Annotated in this window: 20 protein-coding genes and 2 tRNA genes; 12 read left to right on the top strand and 10 right to left on the bottom strand. The window is 60.2% G+C overall.

The genetic code is table 11. The features are described 5' to 3' along the window. Nucleotides 1-31: 31 nt before the first annotated feature. Nucleotides 32-1,261 carry a deoxyguanosinetriphosphate triphosphohydrolase gene (locus WC811_RS14865; protein WP_372645995.1) on the bottom strand — a complete coding sequence of 410 codons (1,230 nt, stop codon included), beginning with the start codon at nt 1,259-1,261 and terminating at the stop codon, nt 32-34. Between the two features lie 119 nt (nt 1,262-1,380). Between WC811_RS14865 and erpA the strand changes: the two genes are divergently transcribed. Next, nucleotides 1,381-1,704 carry an iron-sulfur cluster insertion protein ErpA gene (gene erpA, locus WC811_RS14860; RefSeq protein WP_372646732.1) on the top strand — a complete coding sequence of 108 codons (324 nt, stop codon included), beginning with the start codon at nt 1,381-1,383 and terminating at the stop codon, nt 1,702-1,704. Nucleotides 1,705-1,752: 48 nt separating this feature from the next. Continuing rightward, on the top strand, nt 1,753-2,535 hold the full coding sequence (gene xth, locus WC811_RS14855) for an exodeoxyribonuclease III (RefSeq protein WP_372645993.1): 783 nt from the start codon (nt 1,753-1,755) through the stop codon (nt 2,533-2,535). Between the two features lie 29 nt (nt 2,536-2,564). On the opposite strand, the gene WC811_RS14850 is transcribed toward xth, so the two are convergent. Together WC811_RS14850 and ilvD are read right to left on the bottom strand one after the other, a co-directional pair. Further along, a complete protein-coding gene (locus tag WC811_RS14850) occupies nt 2,565-3,662 on the bottom strand; it encodes a tetratricopeptide repeat protein (protein WP_372645991.1) in 1,098 nt (365 codons plus the stop codon). Next, a complete protein-coding gene (ilvD, locus tag WC811_RS14845; protein WP_372645989.1) occupies nt 3,649-5,373 on the bottom strand; it encodes a dihydroxy-acid dehydratase in 1,725 nt (574 codons plus the stop codon). The genes WC811_RS14850 and ilvD overlap by 14 nt, the downstream gene beginning before the upstream one ends. Nucleotides 5,374-5,598: 225 nt before the next feature. On the opposite strand from ilvD, the gene WC811_RS14840 reads away from it, so the two are divergent. Both WC811_RS14840 and WC811_RS14835 read left to right on the top strand, forming a co-directional pair. Further along, nucleotides 5,599-6,954, top strand: a complete 1,356-nt coding sequence (locus tag WC811_RS14840) for a M48 family metallopeptidase (RefSeq protein ID WP_372645987.1) — start codon at nt 5,599-5,601, stop codon at nt 6,952-6,954. Between the two features lie 116 nt (nt 6,955-7,070). Continuing rightward, nucleotides 7,071-7,670 (top strand): DUF2939 domain-containing protein, encoded by a 600-nt coding sequence (locus tag WC811_RS14835; protein WP_372645985.1) that lies wholly within the window; start codon nt 7,071-7,073, stop codon nt 7,668-7,670. Between the two features lie 71 nt (nt 7,671-7,741). Here WC811_RS14835 and WC811_RS14830 read toward each other — a convergent pair whose 3' ends face one another. The 5 genes from WC811_RS14830 to WC811_RS14810 all read right to left on the bottom strand — a co-directional run bounded on the left by WC811_RS14830 (nt 7,742) and on the right by WC811_RS14810 (nt 15,841). Then, entirely contained in the window at nt 7,742-10,510 is a 2,769-nt protein-coding gene (locus WC811_RS14830) for a valine--tRNA ligase (RefSeq protein ID WP_372645983.1), read from the bottom strand. A 122-nt stretch (nt 10,511-10,632) separates the two neighbouring features. Continuing rightward, the gene (locus tag WC811_RS14825) at nt 10,633-11,367 is read right to left on the bottom strand and encodes a DUF2497 domain-containing protein (protein ID WP_372645981.1); all 735 of its coding nucleotides are present in this window, start codon (nt 11,365-11,367) and stop codon (nt 10,633-10,635) included. Between the two features lie 324 nt (nt 11,368-11,691). Further along, complete coding sequence (locus WC811_RS14820; protein WP_372645979.1) at nt 11,692-13,170, bottom strand: DUF2497 domain-containing protein; 1,479 nt, start codon at nt 13,168-13,170, stop codon at nt 11,692-11,694. Between the two features lie 278 nt (nt 13,171-13,448). Then, a complete protein-coding gene (locus WC811_RS14815) occupies nt 13,449-14,849 on the bottom strand; it encodes a TolC family outer membrane protein (protein ID WP_372645977.1) in 1,401 nt (466 codons plus the stop codon). Nucleotides 14,850-15,187: 338 nt separating this feature from the next. After that, nucleotides 15,188-15,841 carry a protein-L-isoaspartate O-methyltransferase gene (locus WC811_RS14810; protein ID WP_372645975.1) on the bottom strand — a complete coding sequence of 218 codons (654 nt, stop codon included), beginning with the start codon at nt 15,839-15,841 and terminating at the stop codon, nt 15,188-15,190. 389 nt (nt 15,842-16,230) lie between these two features. Here WC811_RS14810 and WC811_RS14805 point away from each other — a divergent pair. The 4 genes from WC811_RS14805 to WC811_RS14790 all read left to right on the top strand — a co-directional run bounded on the left by WC811_RS14805 (nt 16,231) and on the right by WC811_RS14790 (nt 18,672). After that, nucleotides 16,231-16,304 (top strand) — tRNA-Cys (locus tag WC811_RS14805). 121 nt (nt 16,305-16,425) lie between these two features. Beyond that, nucleotides 16,426-16,500: transfer RNA gene (locus tag WC811_RS14800), tRNA-Asn, on the top strand. A 372-nt stretch (nt 16,501-16,872) separates the two neighbouring features. Then, entirely contained in the window at nt 16,873-18,123 is a 1,251-nt protein-coding gene (locus tag WC811_RS14795) for a tetratricopeptide repeat protein (RefSeq protein WP_372645973.1), read from the top strand. Between the two features lie 156 nt (nt 18,124-18,279). Further along, nucleotides 18,280-18,672, top strand: a complete 393-nt coding sequence (locus tag WC811_RS14790; RefSeq protein ID WP_372645971.1) for a hypothetical protein — start codon at nt 18,280-18,282, stop codon at nt 18,670-18,672. A gap of 244 nt (nt 18,673-18,916) precedes the next feature. Here WC811_RS14790 and WC811_RS14785 read toward each other — a convergent pair whose 3' ends face one another. Both WC811_RS14785 and WC811_RS14780 read right to left on the bottom strand, forming a co-directional pair. Next, nucleotides 18,917-19,126 (bottom strand): hypothetical protein, encoded by a 210-nt coding sequence (locus WC811_RS14785; protein WP_372645969.1) that lies wholly within the window; start codon nt 19,124-19,126, stop codon nt 18,917-18,919. A 140-nt stretch (nt 19,127-19,266) separates the two neighbouring features. Continuing rightward, nucleotides 19,267-19,650 (bottom strand): DUF736 domain-containing protein, encoded by a 384-nt coding sequence (locus tag WC811_RS14780; RefSeq protein WP_372645967.1) that lies wholly within the window; start codon nt 19,648-19,650, stop codon nt 19,267-19,269. Nucleotides 19,651-19,916: 266 nt separating this feature from the next. On the opposite strand from WC811_RS14780, the gene WC811_RS14775 reads away from it, so the two are divergent. Genes WC811_RS14775 through WC811_RS14760 form a run of 4 tightly spaced genes read left to right on the top strand, consistent with a single transcriptional unit; the run spans nt 19,917 to nt 22,383 of the window. Further along, nucleotides 19,917-20,666, top strand: coding sequence for a hypothetical protein (locus WC811_RS14775; RefSeq protein ID WP_372645965.1), 750 nt, complete (start codon nt 19,917-19,919; stop codon nt 20,664-20,666). Then, nucleotides 20,663-20,944: a hypothetical protein gene (locus tag WC811_RS14770; protein WP_372645963.1), complete on the top strand. Its 282-nt coding sequence runs from the start codon at nt 20,663-20,665 to the stop codon at nt 20,942-20,944. Before WC811_RS14775 ends, WC811_RS14770 begins: the two co-directional genes overlap by 4 nt. A 52-nt stretch (nt 20,945-20,996) precedes the next feature. Beyond that, nucleotides 20,997-21,905, top strand: coding sequence for a hypothetical protein (locus WC811_RS14765; RefSeq protein ID WP_372645961.1), 909 nt, complete (start codon nt 20,997-20,999; stop codon nt 21,903-21,905). Between the two features lie 13 nt (nt 21,906-21,918). Continuing rightward, entirely contained in the window at nt 21,919-22,383 is a 465-nt protein-coding gene (locus WC811_RS14760) for a hypothetical protein (protein ID WP_372645959.1), read from the top strand. Nucleotides 22,384-22,436: the final 53 nt, after the last annotated feature.

Below are 22,436 nucleotides of genomic sequence, written 5' to 3'. Positions count from 1 at the left end.
CGGCCGCCAGCGCGGAAAGCGGGCTTCGCGCCTAGCCCAGTTCCGGAGTGACGTCAAATAGCCGGCGGTGCTCGGCGAGGGCGTAGCGGTCGGTTTGCCCGGCCAGGAAGTCACAGGCAAGACGGGCGCGTTGGCGCTCATTGAGACCCGGAAGAGCCTCGCGCCAGCCCTGGGGAAGCGCATCGGCATTAGCGCGATATTTCGCGAAGAGGTCGCGGACGACCTTCTCGGCCTCCTCCATGACGTCGAGGACACGCCGATGATGGTAGACGGCTTGGAACAGGAAGGTCTTGAGGCGCGCGAGATCGGCGGCCATGCCTTCCGAGAATGCAATCGCCGCACGGCCCGCGCCCCGAATGTTGTCGGGAAGGCGCGGCGCGATATCGGACAGGCGACGGCGACTTTCGACGACGATATCGCCAACCATCGCCGTGATCATGCGGCGGGTCACTTCGTAAATGGCGCGGCCCGGCTCAGCGCGCTGCGCGATGGCGTGAACATCGGCAGCGATGGGACCCACGAGCGGCACGTCATATAGCATATCGAACGAGATCAGCCCGGCGCGCAATCCGTCGTCGACGTCGTGAGAAAGATAGGCGACATCGTCGGCAAGGCTTGCGACCTGCGCTTCCGCCGACGGCCACTCGCTCAGATTCAACGGCGACCAAGCCTCGATGTGACGCACGACCTTGGCGACGGCCGAGTCTTTCTTCCAAAGCGGACCGTTGTGCTTCGCCAGGCCTTCGAGCGTTTCCCAGGTGAGGTTCAGGCCGTCGAATGCGAGATACTTGCGTTCGAGCGTCGTCACGATACGGAGCGACTGGGCGTTGTGGTCGAAGCCGCCGTAGTCCTTCACGGCGGTATCGAGCGCGCGTTCACCTGCGTGTCCGAACGGGGAATGCCCGAGATCATGTGCGAGCGCGATCGTCTCGGCCAGATCTTCGTCGAGCCGAAGCTGGCGCGCGATCGTGCGGGCGATCTGGGCGACCTCCAGCGAATGCGTCAGGCGGGTTCGAAAATGATCGCCTTCGTGCGGCAGGAAGACTTGCGTCTTGTAGGTCAAACGGCGAAACGCCGTGGCATGGAGCACGCGGTCGCGGTCGCGCTGGAAGGGGCTACGCGTCGGGCAGTCCGATTCGGAGTAATAGCGGCCGCGGGAGGGCATGCCGCTTGCGGCATAGACCGCAGGGGCGCGCTCGCCCGAACGGAGGTTTTGCCCATAATCCAGGGGATCGGAAACCGATTTAACCCGAGTTGTCATCGTCCGCTAGCTTTAAGCATTTGACTTCGCCTGACGCCTTCCTATCTTTGACAAGTAGGGGAATCCAGCTTTCCCCGCTGACTTTTGCGCTTTTCAGCCAGCCAAGATTTGATCGTATGATGACAATCACCGTGACGGACCGTGCCGCAACCCGCATCGCGGAGATTACAGCGACGGAAACCGCGGCGCCGATGTTGCGCGTTTCGGTAGAAGGCGGCGGCTGCTCGGGCTTCCAATATAAGTTCGACCTCGTCGGCGGCCAAGCCGATGACGACTTGGTGATCCAGCGGAACGGCGCCGTCGTGGTGATCGATCCTGTCTCCCAGCAGTACATGGAAGGCGCCGAGATCGATTTCGTCGACGATCTGATCGGCGCGTCCTTCAAGATCAACAACCCGGTTGCCACCGCGTCATGCGGCTGCGGAACGAGTTTCTCGATCTAGCCTTCCCCAGATTTGCGTTCGCGCCTGATGAATGGCAGATGGTAGGCCATGATCATCGCCACCTGGAACATCAACGGCGTCAAGGCGCGGCTCGAGTCGGCGCTGACGTATTTGCGTCATCAATCTCCCGACGTGATCTGCCTGCAGGAGATCAAATCGGTCGATGAGGGGTTCCCGACGTCGGCCTTTCAGGACATCGGCTACAACGTCGCGACCCATGGGCAAAAGGGCTTCAATGGCGTCGCGATCCTATCGAAGACTCCGCTCGAAGACGTGACGCGCGGGCTGCAGGGCGATGAGGCCGACCAGCATGCCCGTTGGATTGAGGCCACGGTGGCTCTCGGCGAGCGAATGATCCGCGTCGTTTCACTTTACCTGCCGAACGGCAATCCAATCGAAACGGAGAAGTTCACTTACAAGCTCGCGTGGATGAAGCGGATGCAGGCACGTGCAACGGCGCTGCTTGCCGAGGAAATGCCCCTCATTCTCGCGGGCGATTTCAACGTCATCCCGGAGCCTGAAGACGCCAAGCGGCCGCAGGCGTGGGTGAACGACGCGCTGTTTCAGCCGGAAAGCCGCGCCGCGTGGCGGAGGCTCGTCAATCTCGGTTTCACAGATGCGACGCGGGCCTGCCATCCGGGACCCGGCATTTATACGTTCTGGGATTATCAGGCCGGAGCGTTTCAGAAGGACGACGGCATCCGCATCGATCACATGCTGCTGTCGAGCCAAGCCGCCGATCTGTTGCGGTCGTCAGGCATCGACCGCGAGACGCGGGCGCAAGAGAAGCCGTCCGATCATGTGCCGGTCTGGATCAAGCTCGCGGCTTAATGCTTGTCGATTGCGAACTCGCTTTATGACTAGCGTGCCGTCGCTCCGCCCGGCGCAAAGCCGACGACCGGGGCCGAAGCGACCGGCGCTCCGCTCGCTGGTTGGATCGATGATGCACCCGCCGGGATCAGCGAGGTTCGACGCGGCTCCGGCGTCGATGGCGTGCTGATCATCTGGGGCTGCGGCACGGGCTTATTGTCATTCGGCGCAACGACACTCATGGGCCGAACGAGTTCGCCGTTCGAACAGGTCCGGACCGGCTCAACAGTCAGATCGCCCAAACCATCTTTGTTTTCGCTCGTTTCCGGACGGCGTCCATAACGATTGTGCCACTCGGCGACGCGACCAGTCGCTTGCTGGCGGACCCCCTCGCCGGCATTGCAGAAAATGTTCTGATAAATGTCTTCGATCCAAACGCGTTCGCTCGGCGCGGCATTGGCGACGGCAACGTCGATGAGGTTCAAGGCGGCCGCCTGGTTTTTCTCAACGAATCGTCCACGCCACATCAGGTCGGCGAGGAAAGCCTGGGCGCCGGGATGGCCGGACTGCGAAAGCCGCGATAGCCAGTGGCGGCCATTCTCGATCTTGCTCGCGGAATCGTCGAAGCCGTTGACCGTCATGTCCGGCCCCTCGCCTCGCAGATAAACTTTCGCGAGTTCGAACTGGGCATCCTCGTCGTTGAAGGTCAGGGCGGCGCGCTGGAGATCGCGGTTGGCAGCTTCAACATCGGGACGAACGCCCGCATCGGGAATGCCGTCACGCAAATACATCGAAACGGCGGTTAGGGATTTTGCGGCGACCGGCGCAAGTTCGTCGTTATCGGGATCGACGTCCTGAAGCTCGTCGGACAGTTCCTTGTAGAGGTGAAACGCCTTGCCATGGTCGGTGTAGGCGCCTTCATTGTCGCCGTAGATGCGCGCCATGTAATAGCGCGCGATCTGCGGTTTCGTGGCTTCGAGCGCTTCAAACGCCGGCAAGGCCAATTCGTAATAGCCGCCGTTGAAGGCCGAAATCCCTTGATTCATCGCATCGTCGGATGAGCGGAAGACAACCTCTCCCGCCACCGCCGATCCGAGCATCAGAATGGACGCAATGCTACCTGCAACAGCAAGCCTAAATGTCCGCATAGCAGTGAACTTCCGCCTTTCCTCCCGCATGGGTTACAGCGCCAAACCGCGCCGGTCCCACTTGGTCCGCAAATTTTCTCAGTGCCCCTGACTGATACATATTTGGCGGCACCTTCCAGGCCTTGCGCCGCTTCTCCAACTCTTCCTCGCTCACTTCGAGATCGAGCGTTCCCGCTTCGGCGTCGATCGTAATGATGTCGCCGTCCTGGATCAGTGCGATTGGTCCGCCGACAGCTGCCTCGGGACCGACATGGCCGATGCAGAGCCCGCGCGTGCCGCCTGAGAAGCGGCCATCGGTGATGAGCGCAACTTTATCGCCAGCTCCCTGGCCGTAGAGCGCCGCCGTCGTCGACAGCATCTCGCGCATTCCCGGACCGCCCTTCGGCCCTTCATAGCGGATGATGATCACATCGCCGTCCTTGTACTTCCGGTCTTCGACCGCCTGGAACGCATCTTCCTCGCAGTCGAAGCAAAGCGCCGTACCGCGGAACTTCAGCGTATGGAGGCCAGCGACCTTCACAATCGCGCCATCGGGAGCGAGCGAGCCCTTCAGGCCCACGACGCCGCCCGTTTTCGTGATCGGATTGGAAACCGGAAATACGACTTTCTGATCGTGATTGAATTTCACACTTTCGAGATTTTGCGCGAGTGTCTTGCCGGTCACGGTCATACAGTCGCCGTGCAGAACGCCGCCTTCGAGCAGAGCCTTCAAGATCTGCGGCACGCCGCCGATGTCGTAGACGTCTTTCGCGACGTACTTTCCGCCAGGCTTCAAGTCCGCGATATACGGCGTGCGCTTGAAGATCTCGGCAACGTCGAACAAGTCGAAGTCGATCCCGACTTCGTTCGCCATCGCGGGAAGGTGCAGCGCGCCGTTGGTCGAGCCGCCGGTCGCGGCAACCATGATCGCGGCGTTCTCGAAGGCCTTGCGCGTGCAGATATCGCGCGGACGAAGACCGTCGGCGATGAGACGCATGACGGTCTTGCCGCTTTCGAATGCCAAGTGATCGCGGCTCACGTAGGGCGCTGGCGCGCCGGCCGAACCGGGGAGCGCCAAGCCGATTGCCTCGGACACGCACGCCATCGTGTTGGCAGTGAATTGGCCGCCGCAGGAACCGGCCGACGGGCAGGCGACACACTCAAGCTCATGCAGCTCGGCGCTCGTCATTTTGCCCGCGGAATACATGCCGACGCCTTCGAAAACGTCGACGACGGTCACGTCACGATCGTGGAACCGGCCGGGAAGGATCGAACCGCCGTAGATGAAGACGCTCGGCACGTTGAGGCGCAGCATCGCCATCATCATGCCGGGCAGGCTCTTGTCGCAGCCGGCGACACCGACGAGCGCGTCATAGGAGTGACCACGCATCGTCAGTTCGATCGAATCGGCGATGACCTCGCGCGAGACGAGGCTGGACTTCATGCCCTGGTGGCCCATCGCGATGCCGTCGGTGACGGTGATGGTGCAGAATTCGCGCGGTGTGCCGCCGGCTTCGGTGACGCCGGTTTTGACCGACTGCGCCTGGCGCATCAGCGAAATATTGCAAGGAGCGGCTTCGTTCCAGCATGAGGCGACGCCGACGAACGGACGATTGATGTCCTCTTCGGTCAGGCCCATCGCGTAATAGTAGGAACGGTGCGGAGCGCGTGTCGGACCTTCCGTCACGTGGCGGCTCGGCAGCTTCGATTTATCGAACGTCTTGGCGTCCATTCAGTCCTCTTTGGGCATCCTGCCCTTATCCGTTTCCATCCGACGCTTCGGATGGTGCAGGGATGCCAGTCACGGGGCCTCAGCGAAAGTGCTCAGCGTGTAAAAAAGTGCCGCTGCATAGCCGGGTCCAAGTTTCAGCAGGTGCGCGGTCATTGTGGCTCGAAAGTGGCGTGGCGTTTCCAGAAAGTTGCTTAACGGCAACATCAGCCGTGCGACCGGCATAACATGCTTAATGTTGCGTTCCCGATCCGGCTGAAAGCCTACGATTTTTTCGATCGATCGGGCGGCGGATATGGCTGCAGGACTTCGACCGCACAAGGGCTCGACTTTGTCACCGGCAAGACATTTCCTTCACCCAGCGTCGTGCTTAGATGGCGGATCGCCGCATTTATAGGCCGCAGCATAGAAAGAACCGCGATGGCCCCGACGCCGTCATCAAGCCGGAGCGCACAGCCGTCGCTCGCCGCCAAGAGCTATTGCCGCTTTACCGCAGGACGTGGGCAACCCGCAGCCGACGGCACCGCCTATCTGGGATTGACCGGCGTCGAGATCGACCTCGGCGACGGCAAGCCACGCCGCCTTTGGCTTTATGCGCACCTCAGCGCGGACGAGCCGATCCGGTCCAACGCTATCAATGTCCTGCTGTCGTCGAGCACCGAGCTCGGCGCTTCGCTGTTCGTCCAGGGGCCGGAATTCGCGAAAGGCTTGAGGGAGCGGACACCTCATCTTTCGCAACGGGCGCGGCAACTGCGCCGCAATCGTATTTGGATCGCGTTGATCGCCCTTATCGCAGCCCTGATTGGCGCCGGATACGCGCTCGGCTGGAGCCCGGCGAAGACGATCGCGAAAACCCTTCCGGCAAGTTGGCGAGAACGCCTCGGCAACGCATCGCGCGAATCGATGACGGCTGGCTTCAAGGAATGCGTCGATCCGGCGGGCATCGCGGCACTGAACCAGCTGACCGAACGGCTGTCGAAAGGCGTTCCAGCCGGCACCTCGTTCGACATTCACGTCTATGATTGGCCGCTGATGAATGCCTTCGCCGTTCCAGGCGCGCAGATCGCGCTGACGAAGGGGCTGATCGACAAATCGCAGAGCCCCGACGAGGTCGCCGGCGTGCTGGCGCACGAGATGGGGCACGGCATCGAAATGCATCCCGAGGCGGCAATCATTCGCGGCGTCGGTCTCGGCGCGGCGCTGGAAATCATGATGGGGGGTACGGCCGGCGGCGGGCTGGCGAACGTCGGCCTGATGCTGGCGCAGCTGAACTATTCGCGCGGCGCCGAGCGCGAGGCGGATCACCACGCGCTTGAACTTCTGAAGGCGGCGGCCGTTGCGCCGAAAGGGCTTGGCGATTTCTTTACCCGCGTCATGAAGATGGAAGCCGAAGACGGCGGCGGCTCATCGGCCGCTATGAGTTGGTTTCGAACGCACCCATTGCCGGCGGAGCGCGCACGTCTCGTTCGGTCGCAGGCCGCTTACCCTTCGACCCCGGCTCTCGAAGCACAAACGTGGCAGGATCTCAAATCGATTTGCAACAAGACGCGCGAACCGGAGAAAGATAGCGAAAGCAAAACTTAGTGCCGCGTTGGTGACGAAGCGGGCATGACCGCTGCTCTTTGGCCTGAAGTTCGTCAGAATTTGCGCATAACAGAACGATGTCGGCGGTTGGTGCCGTCGCTGACGTGGACCTCGGAATGAAGGCCTTTTTTGTCTCGTTGGGTTTTGTGTTGCTCGCCCTGACGATCTACATCGGTTCGCCGTTTGTGACGGCGTGGAGCATCCGCGAAGCCGTTCGCAACAACAATTCGGATTATCTCGCGTCTGCCATCGAGTGGGGCAGCGTGCGCGAGACGTTGAAACCTTCGATTGCGCGCGTGGCTCTCAATCTTCCCGATCCCGAACAAGACCCTGCGGCCAGCCAAGGCTTCTGGACTCGCTTCAAGGCCTACTGGGGACAGGGCATGGTCGACGGCTTGGTCGATAAGTATGTGACGCCCGAGGGCTTGCCGCAGCTTTTCACGCTGCGAAAGACCTATCGTTCCTATGCCTCGAACGATGACGACAGTAAGCTTCCGCTCCTCGAGCGCGCGGAACGGGCGTGGGATCGCGTGAAGCGCGCCGAATTCACGAGCCTGACGAGCTTCGAGATCGACATGGAAGACAAGCTCGATCCGACGCGCGTCTATCTCGGCAAGCTCGAACTTCGTCCGGCCGGATGGAAGCTGACGGAGCTGCGCGTCAAATTCCTGACGACGGCGAAGGCTGCGGTTCAAAAGTTCACGGATTTCAACTGACGATCGCGTAGACGGCGCGATCAGGCAATTTCCCGACTCCGTAGCCCCTCTCCCCAAAGGGAGAGCGGATTTTAGGCCGCATCGCTCAGGCGTTTGAGGGCAGCGGAGAAACGCAGGATCTCGGCTTCCAATTCGGCTTTGCGCTCTTTGGCTTCCTCGATCGCTTCTTCCTTCGCGCGCTCGATGAACTGCGGGTTGGAGAGCTTGGCGTCCATTTTCTTGAGGTCGCCCTCCGCGCCTTCGATCGCCTTCGCCAAACGGCGCTTTTCGGCGGCCATATCGATAATACCGGCGAGCGGTAGGGCCGCCGTCGTTTCACCCGCAACGATCAATGCCGCGCCCTTCGGAGCCGTCTCCTCGAAGTCAATTTCATCGACGCGCGCGAGGCGACGTAGCGTCTCGTCGTTGCGGCGGATGCGTTCGCGGACGACATCGTCGGCGCCAACGATCACAAGCGGGATTTTTGCACCAGCCGGCACGCTCATTTCCGTTCGCACCGAGCGGATTTCGGAGATGAGGTTGACGAGCCAGTTGACTTCGTTGACGGCGTCCGCCTCGACCAGGCCGTTGAGGTTCGGCCACTGGCTCAGGCACAGCAGCGTGTCGCGCTTGACGCCGTATTCCACCATGTGCGTCCACAGCTCTTCCGTAATGAAGGGCATGAACGGATGCAGCATCTTCAGAATTTGATCGAGCGTCCAGGCCGTGACGGCGCGCGTTTCAGACTTGGCGGCTTCGTCGTCGCCCGCCAGCAGCGGCTTGATCAACTCGACATACCAGTCGCAGAACTGACCCCAGACGAAATCGTAGATCGCGTTCGATGCTTCGTTGAACTTATAGGCTTCAAGGGCGGCCGTGACAGCCTTCGCCGTCAACTCGGTTTCGCCGATGATCCATTTGTTGAAGGTCTGCGATGCCGTCTTCGGATCGAAGCCGCGTTCGCGCACGCACTCGTTCATTTCAGCGAAGCGTGAGGCGTTCCAGAGCTTGGTCGCGAAGTTGCGATAACCTTCGACGCGCGACTTCGCGAGTTTGATGTCGCGGCCCTGCGCGGCCATCGCAGCAAGCGTGAAGCGCAACGCGTCGGCGCCGAACTCGTCGATCAGGACGAGCGGGTCCATGACGTTGCCCTTGGACTTCGACATCTTCTGCCCCTTCTCGTCGCGAACGAGGGCATGAATGTAGACGTCCTTGAAGGGCACTTCCTTCATGAAGTGGAGGCCCATCATCATCATGCGGGCGACCCAGAAGAAGATGATGTCGAAACCGGTGACGAGCACGCTCGTCGGGTAATAGCGGTCGAGTTCCGGCGTTTCGTCCGGCCAGCCGAGCGTCGAGAACGGCCAGAGCGCGGAGGAGAACCACGTGTCGAGGACGTCCTCGTCGCGCGTCAGCGGCTCATCTTTGCCGTAGTGCGCCTTGGCGAGGCTTTGGGCTTCGGCTTCATCGGGCGCGACGAAGTATTTGCCGTCGGGTCCATACCAAGCGGGGATCTGATGGCCCCACCAGAGCTGGCGCGAGATGCACCAGGGCTGGATGTTGCGCATCCACTCGAAGTAGGTCTTCTCCCAGTTCTTCGGAACGAAGACAGTCTTGCCGTTCTCGACGGCGGCCATAGCGGACTTCGCCATCTCGCCGGCGTTGACGTACCACTGGTCCGTCAGCCACGGCTCGATAACGACGCCGGAACGATCACCGTGCGGAACTGTGTGTCCGGTCGGCTCGATTTTTTCGAGCAGGCCCAGCGCGTCGAAGTCGGAGACAATTTTCTTGCGCGCGTCGAAGCGATCAAGGCCGCGATAGGCTTCCGGCGCCTCGTCGACGATCCTGCCGAAGGCGTCGAGGATGTTGATCTGCGCGAGGTCGTGGCGCTTGCCGACCTCAAAGTCGTTGAAATCATGCGCGGGCGTGATCTTCACCGCACCCGTTCCCTTCTCAGGGTCTGAGTATTCATCGGCAACGATCGGAATCTCACGACCGACGAGCGGCAGCTTCACCTTCGCACCGGCTTTGACCAGTGCCGCGTAGCCCTCATCGTCGGGATGCACGGCAACACCGGAATCGCCGAGCATGGTCTCGGGCCGGGTCGTGGCGACGACGATGTAATCCTTGTCGTATCCAGGAATTTTCGCGCTGAGCGGATAGCGGAAATAGTACATGTGGCCGCTGGGGTCCTTCGCGAGGACCTTTGCGAGCGCGGTGGCATCGAACGGCTCGCCGCTATCTTTCGACCACGAGAATTTCCCGCGCGCCTCGACCTGCACGACTTCGAGATCGGAAATCGCGGTCTGGAATTTCGGGTCCCAGTTGACGAGGCGCTTGTCCTTGTAGATCAGCCCTTCGTTGTAGAGCTGCACGAACACCTTCACGACCGCCTTCGACAGGCCCTCGTCCATCGTGAAGCGTTCGCGGCTCCAATCGCAGGACGCGCCGAGGCGTTTCAACTGCGTAACGATGGTGCCGCCCGACTCATCCTTCCAGGTCCAAACGCGCTTTAAGAATTCCTCGCGGCCAAGCTCACGGCGCGACGGCTGCTTGTCGGCGGCAAGCCGGCGCTCGACGACCATTTGGGTCGCGATGCCCGCATGGTCGGTGCCCGGCTGCCACAGCGTATCGCGGCCGCGCATCCGCTCGAAGCGGACGAGGATATCTTGCAGGGTATTGTTGAGGGCGTGCCCCATATGCAGCGAGCCGGTGACGTTCGGCGGCGGAATGACGATCGAGTACGCCGCGTTCTTTCCTCCGGACGCGGTGCGCCCGGCTTTGAAGGCGTTGGCCTTCTCCCATTCGGAATTGATACGCGGCTCGATGTCGGCCGGTCGGAATGTCTTTTCAAGCATTGGAGGGAGCGTCGCTTTTCAGCTGTAAGGCCGTGATTTGTCGACCTCGGTCGTAAGGCCGACCTTCGCCAGCTGTCAACCGTCGCTCCCTTCTATCCTGCCATTGCGTTTTGTCGAATGCGTCAGCGCCGCGGCGGTCCGAGATGGCTTCCGGTATAACCAGCGCCGCTAGTCTCGGTCAGCAAGGCTCTCTCGACAATTTTAGGCATGTTTTCAGATAGCCACTGACGCAGGATCGGCCGCAAAAGCTGGGCTGCGGCGTCTTCGACAGTGCCACCCTCTTCCCCTCCGAGCGGAAAGCCCGGCAGACGAGGCGGATGGGCCGATTCCGCCGTCAGGTCAGGCTTGGGGGCGGCCCTGGGAGCCGGCTGAGGCTCGGGCGACGGCTTGGGTTGCGGCATCGCGCTCATGCCGCTCATGCGGGTGTCGAAAAACGACGGCATATTCCGCCGCTGACTGTCATTCTCCGTCGCGATCTTCTCGGCGAACACAGACTGACTTTCGTTCTCCGGCTCACCGCGGTCGACCGGCGGCGGCTCAAGCATGCGGCCTTGAATGGGCTCGAATGGGATTACGGTTCGCGATCGCTCGCGCTCTTGTGGGGAACCTGATGCCAAAGCTTCACTTAGCCTCCCGAGTAAATTGGGCCGTCCGGAGGTCGATTGCGCCGAGGTCTTGAAGATCGCCGGCAGCTCGAAATCCGCAGCTTCTTCCGCTATCGCGCTTCGGCCGCGCAACGTCGTGATGCGGACCTCACGCTTCTCGCTCTCGAACATCGGCGAACGATCGGCAATGCTGGTGCGGATCGATGCCAGAATGTCTTCGACGTCGTGCTTCGCTCCATTGATCATTGTCATGACGCTTCCTCTTCTGCGTACAAACTTCAAATCGCAGAACCGCGTCGGCAGCCCCGTTGTTGCCCCTCCGGTTCGTCGTTTCTGGATAAGGAATTGTTCGCCGCAGCGCGTATGCCTTGACCCAGTGGACGTTACGGGTGGCTGATCTTTACGCTGTAGATCGATGCAGCCCCCCGGCTGAGGAAGAGCCTAAGACGAGGTCGCGGCGACCGTGTGGCGAAAGTCACGCGCAAGAAAAAAAAGTTGTAAGACCAAAAATCCGCACGTCATCGCTCGCGGAATGAGGAATTCCGCAAGCAGAAGTTCTTCGCTTCAATCAATGAACTAGTCTTGCGGCTTCTTTTGAGTTGTCTGACCCGGCAGGAGCCGTTCCGACATCTCGCGGCGAAGCGCCCGTTCGACGATTTTCGGCATATTTTCGGCGAGCCACGTTTTTAGCAGCGGCCGCAAGAGATCGGCCATGGCATCTTCCATCGGACGATCGAAGGTCTGATCCGACGTCGTCACGGGCAGCGTCGAATGCAGAACGGTTTCGTCGCTTCGGTCGCGCGCGACCGGCGGCTCCAGCGTGCGAGCCGGCTCAGACTTACGCGCGGGCTCCGGCGCGATTTCGGCGGCCGGGACGAAGGATTCCAATGCGCTCGGCGGAGGCGGCGGCGCGGGCTGGAAGGCATTTGAAAGCGGCTCCAGCTTCCGGGACGGCCCAAGGGTGGCGGAGACGCTCGGTACGGCAAATGTCTGGCGCGGCTTTGGAGCCGGCGCTTCGGATTCGAAGACGGGTTGCGGCGGCGCGACGCTGACCGATGGCATGACGCGAGCGGCTTCGGGAACCGGCGGGCTCTTATACGGGGAACCATTTGCCGGAGCACTTTTCTCGGCGGAGCCTGCCTCGGTAAAGCTCGCGGCATAGCTTGGGCGATCCGTGATGCGCGGCGCGTCGAAAGCGGACGACGGTTCGAACAATTGAGACGGCGCTGGCGATGGCTTGGACGACGCGGCAGACGAAACCTGGATCGGCTGCTGCGGTTCCGGCTTTGGAGCAAATGGGGACGGGCCTAAATCGAAGGCAAACGGATCGCTGCTCTCGGCCTCCGGCCGAGCCGCCGTCGCGTCACTGCGCGGCGTTTCGCTCGGCTGAACCTTAAGCTCATCGGCTTTCGCGGCCGTGGCATCCAACGACGCCCGCCCGCGACCCTGGCGGAGCGCGTTCAGATCTTCGCTCAACAGCTCGGTCAGTTGCGCATCGATGCTGATCGTATCTGATTTGACGGTTTGCTTGGCGGCCGTCTCGGATTCGACCTTGAGGATCGATGGCGCGCTTTCTTTGACGACCGGGAGAGCCTCTTCGATCGGCACGATTTCCATGGTTTCGAGCGTCATGGATTCGACCGAAACCGTGTCCTGGTCCGAAGATGATTGGCGCGGCGATACGGGTTCCGACTTGAGCGGGGACGCCTGCTCTTTGGCGGACGGCCGTGCCGGCTCTTTCGGCTGCAAATCTTCCCGTTGTCGAAGCCTGGAGGTGGCGGGCGAACTGACCGGCTCGTAGGCTTCCGGCGTCGGCTCCGGCTCGGCGGGCTGAGACGACTTCAAGAACGCTTCGCGTGACATAAATCCGCGCTGAGGTCCGGGCGCGGGTGACGGCTGCGGGGCCGCTGTTCTCGGCGCCGGAGTGTATGGCGCGCCGGGTCTCGGCGATGTCGAAGGCGACCTCAGGCCGGACGAGTCCTCCGCGATGATCTTGCGGATCGAAGCGAGGATCTCCTCCATGCTCGGCTCAGCGTTGGATTCAAGTCTCGACATACCTTACCTTCTTCGCAACTCAGCTACTTGCATCAACCGCCTGCTACGGAGGCTATGCGATCCTGCTGCACCACAAGGCAGCTGTTGGGCCGTCATTCAGAATCAGCGCGGCCATCATCTATGGCCAGTATGGTGGCAGGTTACGTAAAAACCGCAACAATCCCCGGAGAAGTTATCCCCGGAGAGCGGCACTCTCAAGGCGGCGCGAGGCCGCTGGAATTTAAAGCGAGCGGGGTGGAAAAATCCAGCCCCTCAAAGGCCGACGGGCCGTGCGCCGATTACTTAACCGGCGTAACATCCATATGTTCCTGGCGTCCGTCGTCGTGGGTGATGTCGATGCCCCACCACTTGTTACGGACCTGCTGGTAGTGAACGTCGGGATTGTAGACTGCGGTTGCAGCTCCGACTTCAGAAACGCTCAGCCGCCCGATGGCCGAGACTAACGTATAAGATGCGACGAGAATATTGCGCTTTGTCGTCTCGAGGTTGACCTGTGACTGCAGCAGTTCCTGCTGGGCGTTCAAGACGTCGAGAACCGTACGCTGACCAACCCGCTCTTCTTCGCGGACGCCATTCAAGGCCGTCGTGTTGGCAACGATCGAGGCTTTGTCCGATTCCGACTGCGCCTTAAAGCCGACGAGTTGCGACCACGCCTGAACCACCTGCGACTGGGCAGACGCGCGCGACACTTCGATCTGCTGAAGCGCTGCAATTTGGTTGTGCTTGGCCTGACGGACCTGGGCGAATACTGCGCCGCCTTGCGCGTAAAGCGGGACGTTCACGCGACCAACGACCGACAACGAAGTGCCCTCATCGATCCCCTCAGAGGAATCGAATTGATCGGTATAATTTCCTTCCAGCTGCGCTTGGGGAAGCAGCTGGCCGCGAACCTGATCGACCGTGTAGCGCGCCGCCTGCTCCGAATACAGCGCCTGCACGACCAAAGGGTTCTCTTTCGTACCGATAGCTACCGCGTCTTCCAAAGAGCGCGGCACAAGCTTGGTGTTCGGATTCGCTTCGACCAACTTGACCGGCGGATGCCCGATGACCTGCTCAAAGATGGCGCGGCTCGACTTCAAGTTGGCGCGCGCTTGATCGAGGTCCGACTGGCCGAGAGCGCGACGTGCCTCCGACTGTGCGACGTCGGTCTTGGTCACTTCGCCGACAGCAAAACGGTCGCGCTGCGCCTTCAACTCGGCGTCGAGAAACGTCAGGTTGTTTTCGTTCAACTTGACGATCGCCTGGTCTCTGGTGACGTCACCGAAGGCGGTGACGGAATCCAGCAAGACCTGTTGCTCCGTGCTTCGCAGAATCTCACGGCCGGCGCGATCATTCGCTTCGGCGGAGTTCACCGCGTTCGTGGTCTGGAAGCCCGTGAACAACGGCTGCACAAGGTCGATTGCGTAGCCGCGCGGCGAGCCGACGCTGTGTCCCGTTTGACCTGGAATTGGTGAGACCGAGCCAATTCTCTCGCGACCAACATTTGCCGAAGCGTTGATGTCGGGACGATACCCCGAGTTCGCGCGTGCGATGTCTTCGTCACGCGCTCGTTGCTGGGCGCGGGCGGCATCAAGTGTCGGACTGTATTGATAGGCTGCGGACAGCGCATCGATCAGGCTTTCGGCGCTCGCCGTCGCGGAGAAGGCCGCGCAAGCCGCAAGCACCGCGAAAGCAGTCATCGTGTTGCGCCGTATCGAAGCCGCACGACGATGGGACGATGGCTGTGATGATTGTTTAGTCAATTGCATATACCTGCACTCCACTCGCAGCCCCGACAGAGCGAGCGGATCCCCCAATTGTTCCGATCTAGCCGATTCGACCCCGTTCGACTAACCGGTTTCCCCTTCATTAACGCACCGACTAACTTATGGCGGCATTTCAGTCACGCCAGGGGCTTGCGTCTCTTTGTTTGAAGGAGTTGCAGAATATGCACTCTCCCTTTTTCTCAAAGCGACGTCGTCCCCGCCCCCAAGTGAACGCTGCAATATGTACCGATCGGCACAGAAATCTCAAGCTCTTAAAATACGAAAGCAGGTTTGGCCTCCACAAAGCCGGGCAAGGGAAGTGCCGCAGCCTGGAACGACTCCCGACGCGCAAAAGCCTCGCCGCGCTTGTGAAGCTCGACCGCGCGTCCAATTCCGTCGTTCATCGCAATCGCGACCAAGCGTCCGCTCTCACGAATTTGGGTCTTCAGACCGTCGGGCACCAACTCGACGCCGCCTTCGACCAGAACCACATCGTAAGGCGCACCCGCCGACCAGCCGGATACGGCAGGACCGGCCACCGCAAGAACGTTATTCGCGTCAACGGCCGAGTAGGCCGCAGTCGCGAACCTGGCGGCGTCGTCATCGGGCAGCAACGCGACGACCTTGGCTGCGAGCTGGCCAACAAGGGCCGCTGCGTATCCGACTTCGCTGATGACGAGAACGGTGTCGCTGCCGTCAATTTCAGCCAGTTGAATGAGTTTTGCGAGGACACGCGGCGGCAACACTTCGCGTCCCGGCGCGATCGTCAGGCTTTCGTCGCTGTAGGCGAGATCAACCAGACGTTCCGGCAGAAACCGCTCACGCGGGACAGCCGTCATCGCGGCTGTGATACGCCGGTCCGTCACGTCACTTGGACGAATCTGGCTTTCGACCATATTCTTGCGTTGCAAGGCGGCGTTCGCCATCATTCGTCTCCGCGTCGGAAGCCTCTCGGCCCTAAAACCGTCTATACGCTGTGCGTGATATCTGCGCGACTGGAAAGCGGTCGCATGTGGACGGTTTGCCACGCTTATAGACGGTACTCACTGACTGATTTGAGCCTACCGGTGCGGACTCGCTGGGAACGAGCGGGACAGTCCGATTTGATCCCCAATTCAAATCCTGACGGCGCGGCTCCAATCTTTCCTCGTGGCGCTTGCCGTAACGGCTTGAAAGGAGCGAGGGGACTGTGTTATTCGGCCCGTTCGATCGACCGGCGGAACCCGCGCCTCCCGCCACGGATGGGCTGTACATTTAGGCTCCGTGGATCTGGGACCTAGAAGGCCGGGGAATACGGTCGAGCGAATACGAATGGGGCCACGTGGCGGAGTGGTTACGTAGCGGACTGCAAATCCGCGTACCCCGGTTCAATTCCGGGCGTGGCCTCCAAGCGTGCTTCGACTTGTCGCCACCTGGCGGCTTTGGAGACGCTGAAGAAAATCGATCTAAGCACTCGCCAGCGCAGACACGGTCTGCTATGCGGAGCGCTTTCCGGGCCTAGCCCCGGTATTCCGCGGTAGCTCAGTGGTAGAGCGTCCGACTGTTAATCGGATGGTCGTAGGTTCGAATCCTACCCGCGGAGCCAATGATTCCAATTGATTAGATTGTCATAAGATTCCCATTCAAACTCGTCCCTAGGAGGCCGTTCAAACTCGTCGCGATTTCAAGCGTTTTGGGGCGGGAATTTGGCGGAATGGTTTGGGCGATTAATTTGCCTCAGGGGCTCTATTTCCCGCCGGGTGATCACACTTTCAGACGGGCGTGACTGCGCTCCGAGGTTCCCGGCAACGGGCGTCAGTCGTCATTCGCATTGCCGGTTGAAATCACGGACGGCGGCCAGCTGTCCAGCGGCGGCGGCAATCGCGCGTAATCAATCCCCAAACCTTGGCGGTTGCGCATCGCAGTTTGCTTCGTGGACATTGAAGTCAGCGGTCAAGCGACGGGGATGGAGAGGCGCGTGAGCAATTCCGAATTGGTAGGCGAGAGGTGGCAGGCCAAGCTGGCGGCGTCTTTTGTTGCCTCAGGCGTCGGTCTTTGTGCCAAAGGAAATCTGGGAGCGGCGGTACAGGCCTATAAGAGTGCCCTGGCGGTCACCGAGATGTTAGCGGATGCCGATCCGGCGAACTCGGAATCCCAAGGTGAGGTTGCCTCTTGTTGTTCGGACATCGGGTATGCGCTCGTCGGGCAAGGCCGGTTTGGCGAGGCGTCCGATTTTTGTGTGCGGGGGTTATCGATCAGGGAAAAACTTCACGCGCTCGAGCCGCTGAACGTTGAATGGCAGCGGCGACTCGCTCTTGCCCGGCTTGGTATGGGTGAAGTGGCCTCGGGGCAGGGCGATTTTCTAAAAGCACGAGAATGGTTTTCAGCAGCGCTTCTTATACGGGAAGCGTTGTTCAACGCCCATCCCGATAATACGGAGTTCGGGGCAAATGTCGCCTATGTCTATCGTGTGCTTGGCGATGGTTTGGTTTTGCAGGACCGGCTGGAAGAAGCCTATGGGGCGTTCGCAACGGCGGTGGCCCTCGTCGAAACTTTGGCGCAGGGCACGCCTGCTGAGCACGGATTCTGGGCCACGCTGGTTGATTTGCATCGCAGAGTGGCGGGTGTGCATTTCCTCGCAAGGAGGCCGTGGGACGCGATCCGCTCGGGCGATGAGGCACTTCGGATAAGTATCGCTGCAACACAAGCCAAGCCTGACGATCTCAAATGGGCAGAAGAACTCTATTCGACGTGTAAGGTACTGGGGGACGTCGCCAGCTTTGAAGATGACGCCTTACAGTTGGAGACTTACCTAAAGGCTCTTGCAGTTGCACAACGCATGGTCGCGGCGGATCCGGGATATCTGCCAGGGTATGTGTGCATCTCCCAAGCTCTCAGCCGGCTCGGCGGGGTTCTTCATTCCCAACGCGGCAATTGGCAGCTAGCACTTGATGATCTGGCGGTTGCGCGCGAGGCGATGGGCTATTTGGTCAAGATCGATCCGTTGAATTTGTGTTGGCACGCGGATTTTGCTGAGCTTGTTCGGATGTCAGGGGAGGTTGAGGCACTCGGGCGCCAGTCGGCGGCGGCGCGTACGAGCTACGCGCTAGCCCTGAGCATGTACGAGGCCATGATCGCAATTGACCCCGCTGGTGGTCGATGGGCGAAGAAAGCGGCGGACGTTCAGAATGACCTGGCGGATTTTGAAGAAGCGAAAGACGTTGCATGACGTTGCGTTGGGCAGAAGAACAGGTGGTATGAAAGAGTTCGTGATGTCGCTGCCTCGCCTATTGCCATGACTTTTAAACTACGACCGACCGACCCCAACATTGGCTCGTGCACACTCACGATGCTCTGCGCCATCACTGGTAAGACTGCGGAAGAAATGGGCCGTTTGCTACAGCAAATCGTTGATGACCGGGGCGAAGACATTGACGAATGGCGATCCGATTATGCGCAACAAGACTGGATGGAGGCCGTGCAGCGTTTGGGGGGAACGCTGTCGGGTACTTTCTATTCGGATCCAAAGCCGTCACTCGATAGCTGGATGCGAAGCAACGCCTCAGATGATCTGATCATCGTGGCAACGAGCAACGGCATAGAGCATCATGTATTCGCGACTCAGGGCGGCAAGGTGGTCGATTTTTACAGCGATGGGCAAATCATAGACTACCCTGGACCGGTTGACCGGCTTGACGGCCAGGTGGTGTGGAATACTCATGTCGTGTCGGAGCCCGAAGCCGACGAGACCGACGTCATTGCGCGGGCTGAGCGGTAAGGTCAGGTGCGATCCGTGACGGATGCGACGTTATGCCGAGCGCGATCTCGCATTTTTTGAGCGTGAAGAAATACTGACGTCGACTTGCTTTCATCTTGATTTGGCGAAGCTGCAGGCAATCTTTTACTCGGCGTGAAATTTACGTTCCGGGCCCGCTACGCTCCGGGCGTTCACCCGTACGTGTTTATATTGAGATCGATACCTTCGAGCTTTTCAGAACTTCGCGCGCGTCGAGGGTCGAGTTCTAACGGTTTCGGGCCTTCTGGAACGCGGCCGTGATGGCGGTGATAATCTGACGGCCATCAAAGCTTTCAGGCGGTACCACGTGGTCGGGATGGATTTTGAAACCGGTCATGCGCAGCCCCTCGGTCGTACGCGCGAAAAGGGCACCGTCCTCTTGTGCGGCGAGCGCCAAATGGGGATAGCCGATGATCGGAAGTGGCTTAGTGGACATGCCGGTGTGCTAGGCGAGGCGGCGAGATTCGGCAAGGCCGAGGCCCGCCGCAGTAATGCGAGACCATCTTTTTTTTACAGCTTCCTTTTCAGATGACTGGCCGAAAAACCGGCCGCTGGTAGCGACCGGTCCATGTAATATTAGGAGCCTTGGATAGCGGCTTCAGAAATATTGGCTTGGGTTTTTGCTTGCCCGGTTCGTTGGGCGCGGATGCGGTTCCAGACCAGCGACGCCGACGTGCCTTCGCCATCGAGGAACAGAGCAGCGTTGAAGGGCCGTGACAGTAGAGGACCGTCGAGCGAAACCGACACAAAATCGTTTCCCTTGTCGCTTGTGCGCCGCCATGCGGCGCCGAGTTCGATATCACCGTTCGACGTTTCAGCGATAACGCGGTAGTCCGGCTCTTTGTCAGTCGAGCGCACGTTGGGTATGAAAGTCACCCCTTCGATCTGAAAGTTGAGGCTGAGGATACCGCCGGCGTAGACGTCTTTGGCTTTGTCGTACGCAAAGCTTCCAATAATCATCTTGGTCTCCTGCGTTGTAGAGATCGCCGGAATGGCGATGCCTGTTTGCCGGGAGATCGCATGTCTCGAAACGCCATGGCGATCAGATGCGAGATGCACCCGGTGCCGTGAACATAGGTGCGCGGGTTTATGCCGTCCCGGGCGCCGGTTTGGGATCTGGGAATTCCCAAACTTTTGCAGTTGTGGTGCATGGGGGCTTCCGGTTTGCTGCGAACAATGGTTTCTAGGATTTCGGTAATTCTAGAAACTCATAGCGGACAAGTTTTATGGCGCACGTGATGGTACCCTTCACCAACGGCAAGGGCGGCGTCGGCAAGACAGCGTTGGCTTGCAGCTACGCTGCGGCACGCGCGCACGAGGGCGCGGACGTCATTCTTGCCGACACCAATGAAGGGCAGCAAACCGCGATGGCCTGGTCGGCGGTTCGCGCCCATAACGACATTCTGCCGAAAATCAGAGTGCAGTCGACGAACACGCGCGAAGCGCTCGAGATGGTCGGGCGCTGCGAAGTGCTTGTCGTCGATACGCCCGGTTGGAATGATAAGGGCACGCTGCTACTCGCGCGCAAATCGACCTTCATGGTGATACCAACTGGCCCGAACCCGACTTTCGAGCTCGCTTCGACGGTCAAGCTCCTTCACGGCCTGCGTGCCGAAGGCATCGAGACGTGGCGCATGGGTATTGTTTTCTCGCGCTTCAGCAACGAAGACAAAGTCCGCGATCAAGAAGAGGATCTGGCGCGAGCTTATTTGAAAGAGGCGGGAGGTTATGCGGCCCTTGAAGGTTCGGTGCGTAACGCGCCAGCTTACGGCGCCGGTCTCGCCGAAGGTTATGGACTGACTGAAATTGATCGCGGGCGTGGGCTTGCCGATGAAGCGCGTGGGATGATGCATTCGATCTCCAAGGGAGTTTCGGCGGCATTGCAGAAACTACTGCGTCTCGAGAAAGAATTGGCACCGTTTCGAACCAATCAGGGCAAACCCAAAGGCCGGGATAATGAGGGGCGCGGACGATGAGCGTAAAGAAGGACAGCGCGCTGCCGTCGCGGATCCTGCCGCCGCCGCCGCCGGAAGACAATGCCAAGCGGGCGCTTAATCACTACGGCGATGTGCGCCGGGAGGACGGACGTATTTCGCGCAAAACCGGCCGCGATGTGCAATTCGCGACGATCGTGACGCGTGATTTCAAGGCCTGGATGAAAGACGAGGCCAAGCGGCGCGGCAAGAGACAGTGTGTGCTGCTCGAAGATATGCGCGCTGCTTATCTCAAGGTGCAGGCAGAGAAAGTGCGTTAACCGTCAGTAGCAGGCGGCGAAGCTAGACGACACCTGTGAGCGGAGTGGCGTGATGCGTAGAGTAGTCGCCTTTGTGCTGATGTTAGCGGCGTTCGTCGCTATCGCTGTGTCAATGGCGATGAATTACTCCTTCTGGACGGCGCAAGGCGTCGATGCCGCAACCTCCCGCGTGCTCGGCGCCGTCTCGATCATGATCGATGTCTTCAAGGCTCTTCTGCCTTTGGCGATTGCTTGGGCTTGGATCGAGCGTTTCCGCTTAGGTGCTGGCATCGCCACCCTCCTCTTCATGGGCTGCCTTGCTTTTTCGTTCATGAGCGCGCTCGGCTTCGCAGCTTGGACGCGCGGAGAAATGGGCGAAAGTCACGCTGCCCAAACGTTGCGGTATGCGGCGGCGAAGACGGACCTCGAAAACGTCAATAGACAGCTTGCTACGGTGGTTGCGGTTCGTGCAACGCCGGTCGTGTTGGCATCCGTCGAACGCGCTAAGCAGGACAAACGCTGGCAGACATCTGAGCAATGCAGGGACGCCACGACCGGCGCGAGCCGGACTTTTTGCGCCGCTTATGGCGATCTGCAGATTGAAGTTGCATCGGCCGTGGAGCGTGACAAGACCGAGAGACTGCGGGCAAAGCTTCAGTCAGAAATCGATGCACTCATCAAAGTGGGCGCTCGTCTTTCCGGCGATGTGCAGGCGGGAATCCTGTCCAATTTCTCCGGCATGCGTCAAACGCGGGTGCAGAAGGGGCTGACCCTGCTGGTGGCCTTGGTTGTAGAAGGTGCCGCCGGATTTGGATTGTTTCTTGCGTCCTTGCCGTTACGGGGAGTGAAGCCCTCTCTGGATGTGACCGTTGAGCGGGATCGCTCGCGGGATGTTTTGGCGAAGCGATTGGCGAGTGCCAAGTCTTCGACGCGGCCAACACGCCTTGTACGAACTTCAGATGGTCAGTTGATGATCGAGTAGCGAGGTTAATCAGATGAGCGTGTTTCGAAATTTCGGACGTGGTGACCGGAAAGAGGATCAGTCGCAGGAGCAAAATGAGTTGCCCTTCGCGGCATCGCACGCGGCACCTGCCACAACCGCCGGCAAGCCGAGGCCATCGCGCGCAACGGGTCGCACCGAGGTTTATGCCGTTCGCGTTCGTGACACCTTCAAGGGCGAAGTGCGGCGCGCCGTAGCTGAGATCGAGCTTGAGCGGCAGAAGACCGGTTCACAGGCGCGCAAAGTGACCGAGGGAGAGGTAATGGAAATCATGCTCGAAGCGCTGAAAGCAACACGCAGGAATGGCGGGGCGAGCGGCTATGCTGTGCCACTTGCCGACGATGTCTGGCGCGGCGCGAGCGAACTTGGTCGTCGGATGCAGATGCCCGCCGGTGAAGTTATCGAACGTCTTATGGTCAAGGAAATTGCGGCACTTGGATTGCTCGCACGCGCAAAGTAAGCGCGTTCCGTTTCGATCGCGCATTTTAGCTGTTTGTGTTGCGATTGTCGTGC

It is taken from the genome of Hyphomicrobium sp., from assembly GCF_041659645.1.
Taxonomy (GTDB): Bacteria; Pseudomonadota; Alphaproteobacteria; order Rhizobiales; family Hyphomicrobiaceae; genus Hyphomicrobium_B.
The sequence above is the reverse complement of the archived record's forward strand: the minus strand, read 5'-3'. Positions and strand labels throughout refer to the sequence as shown.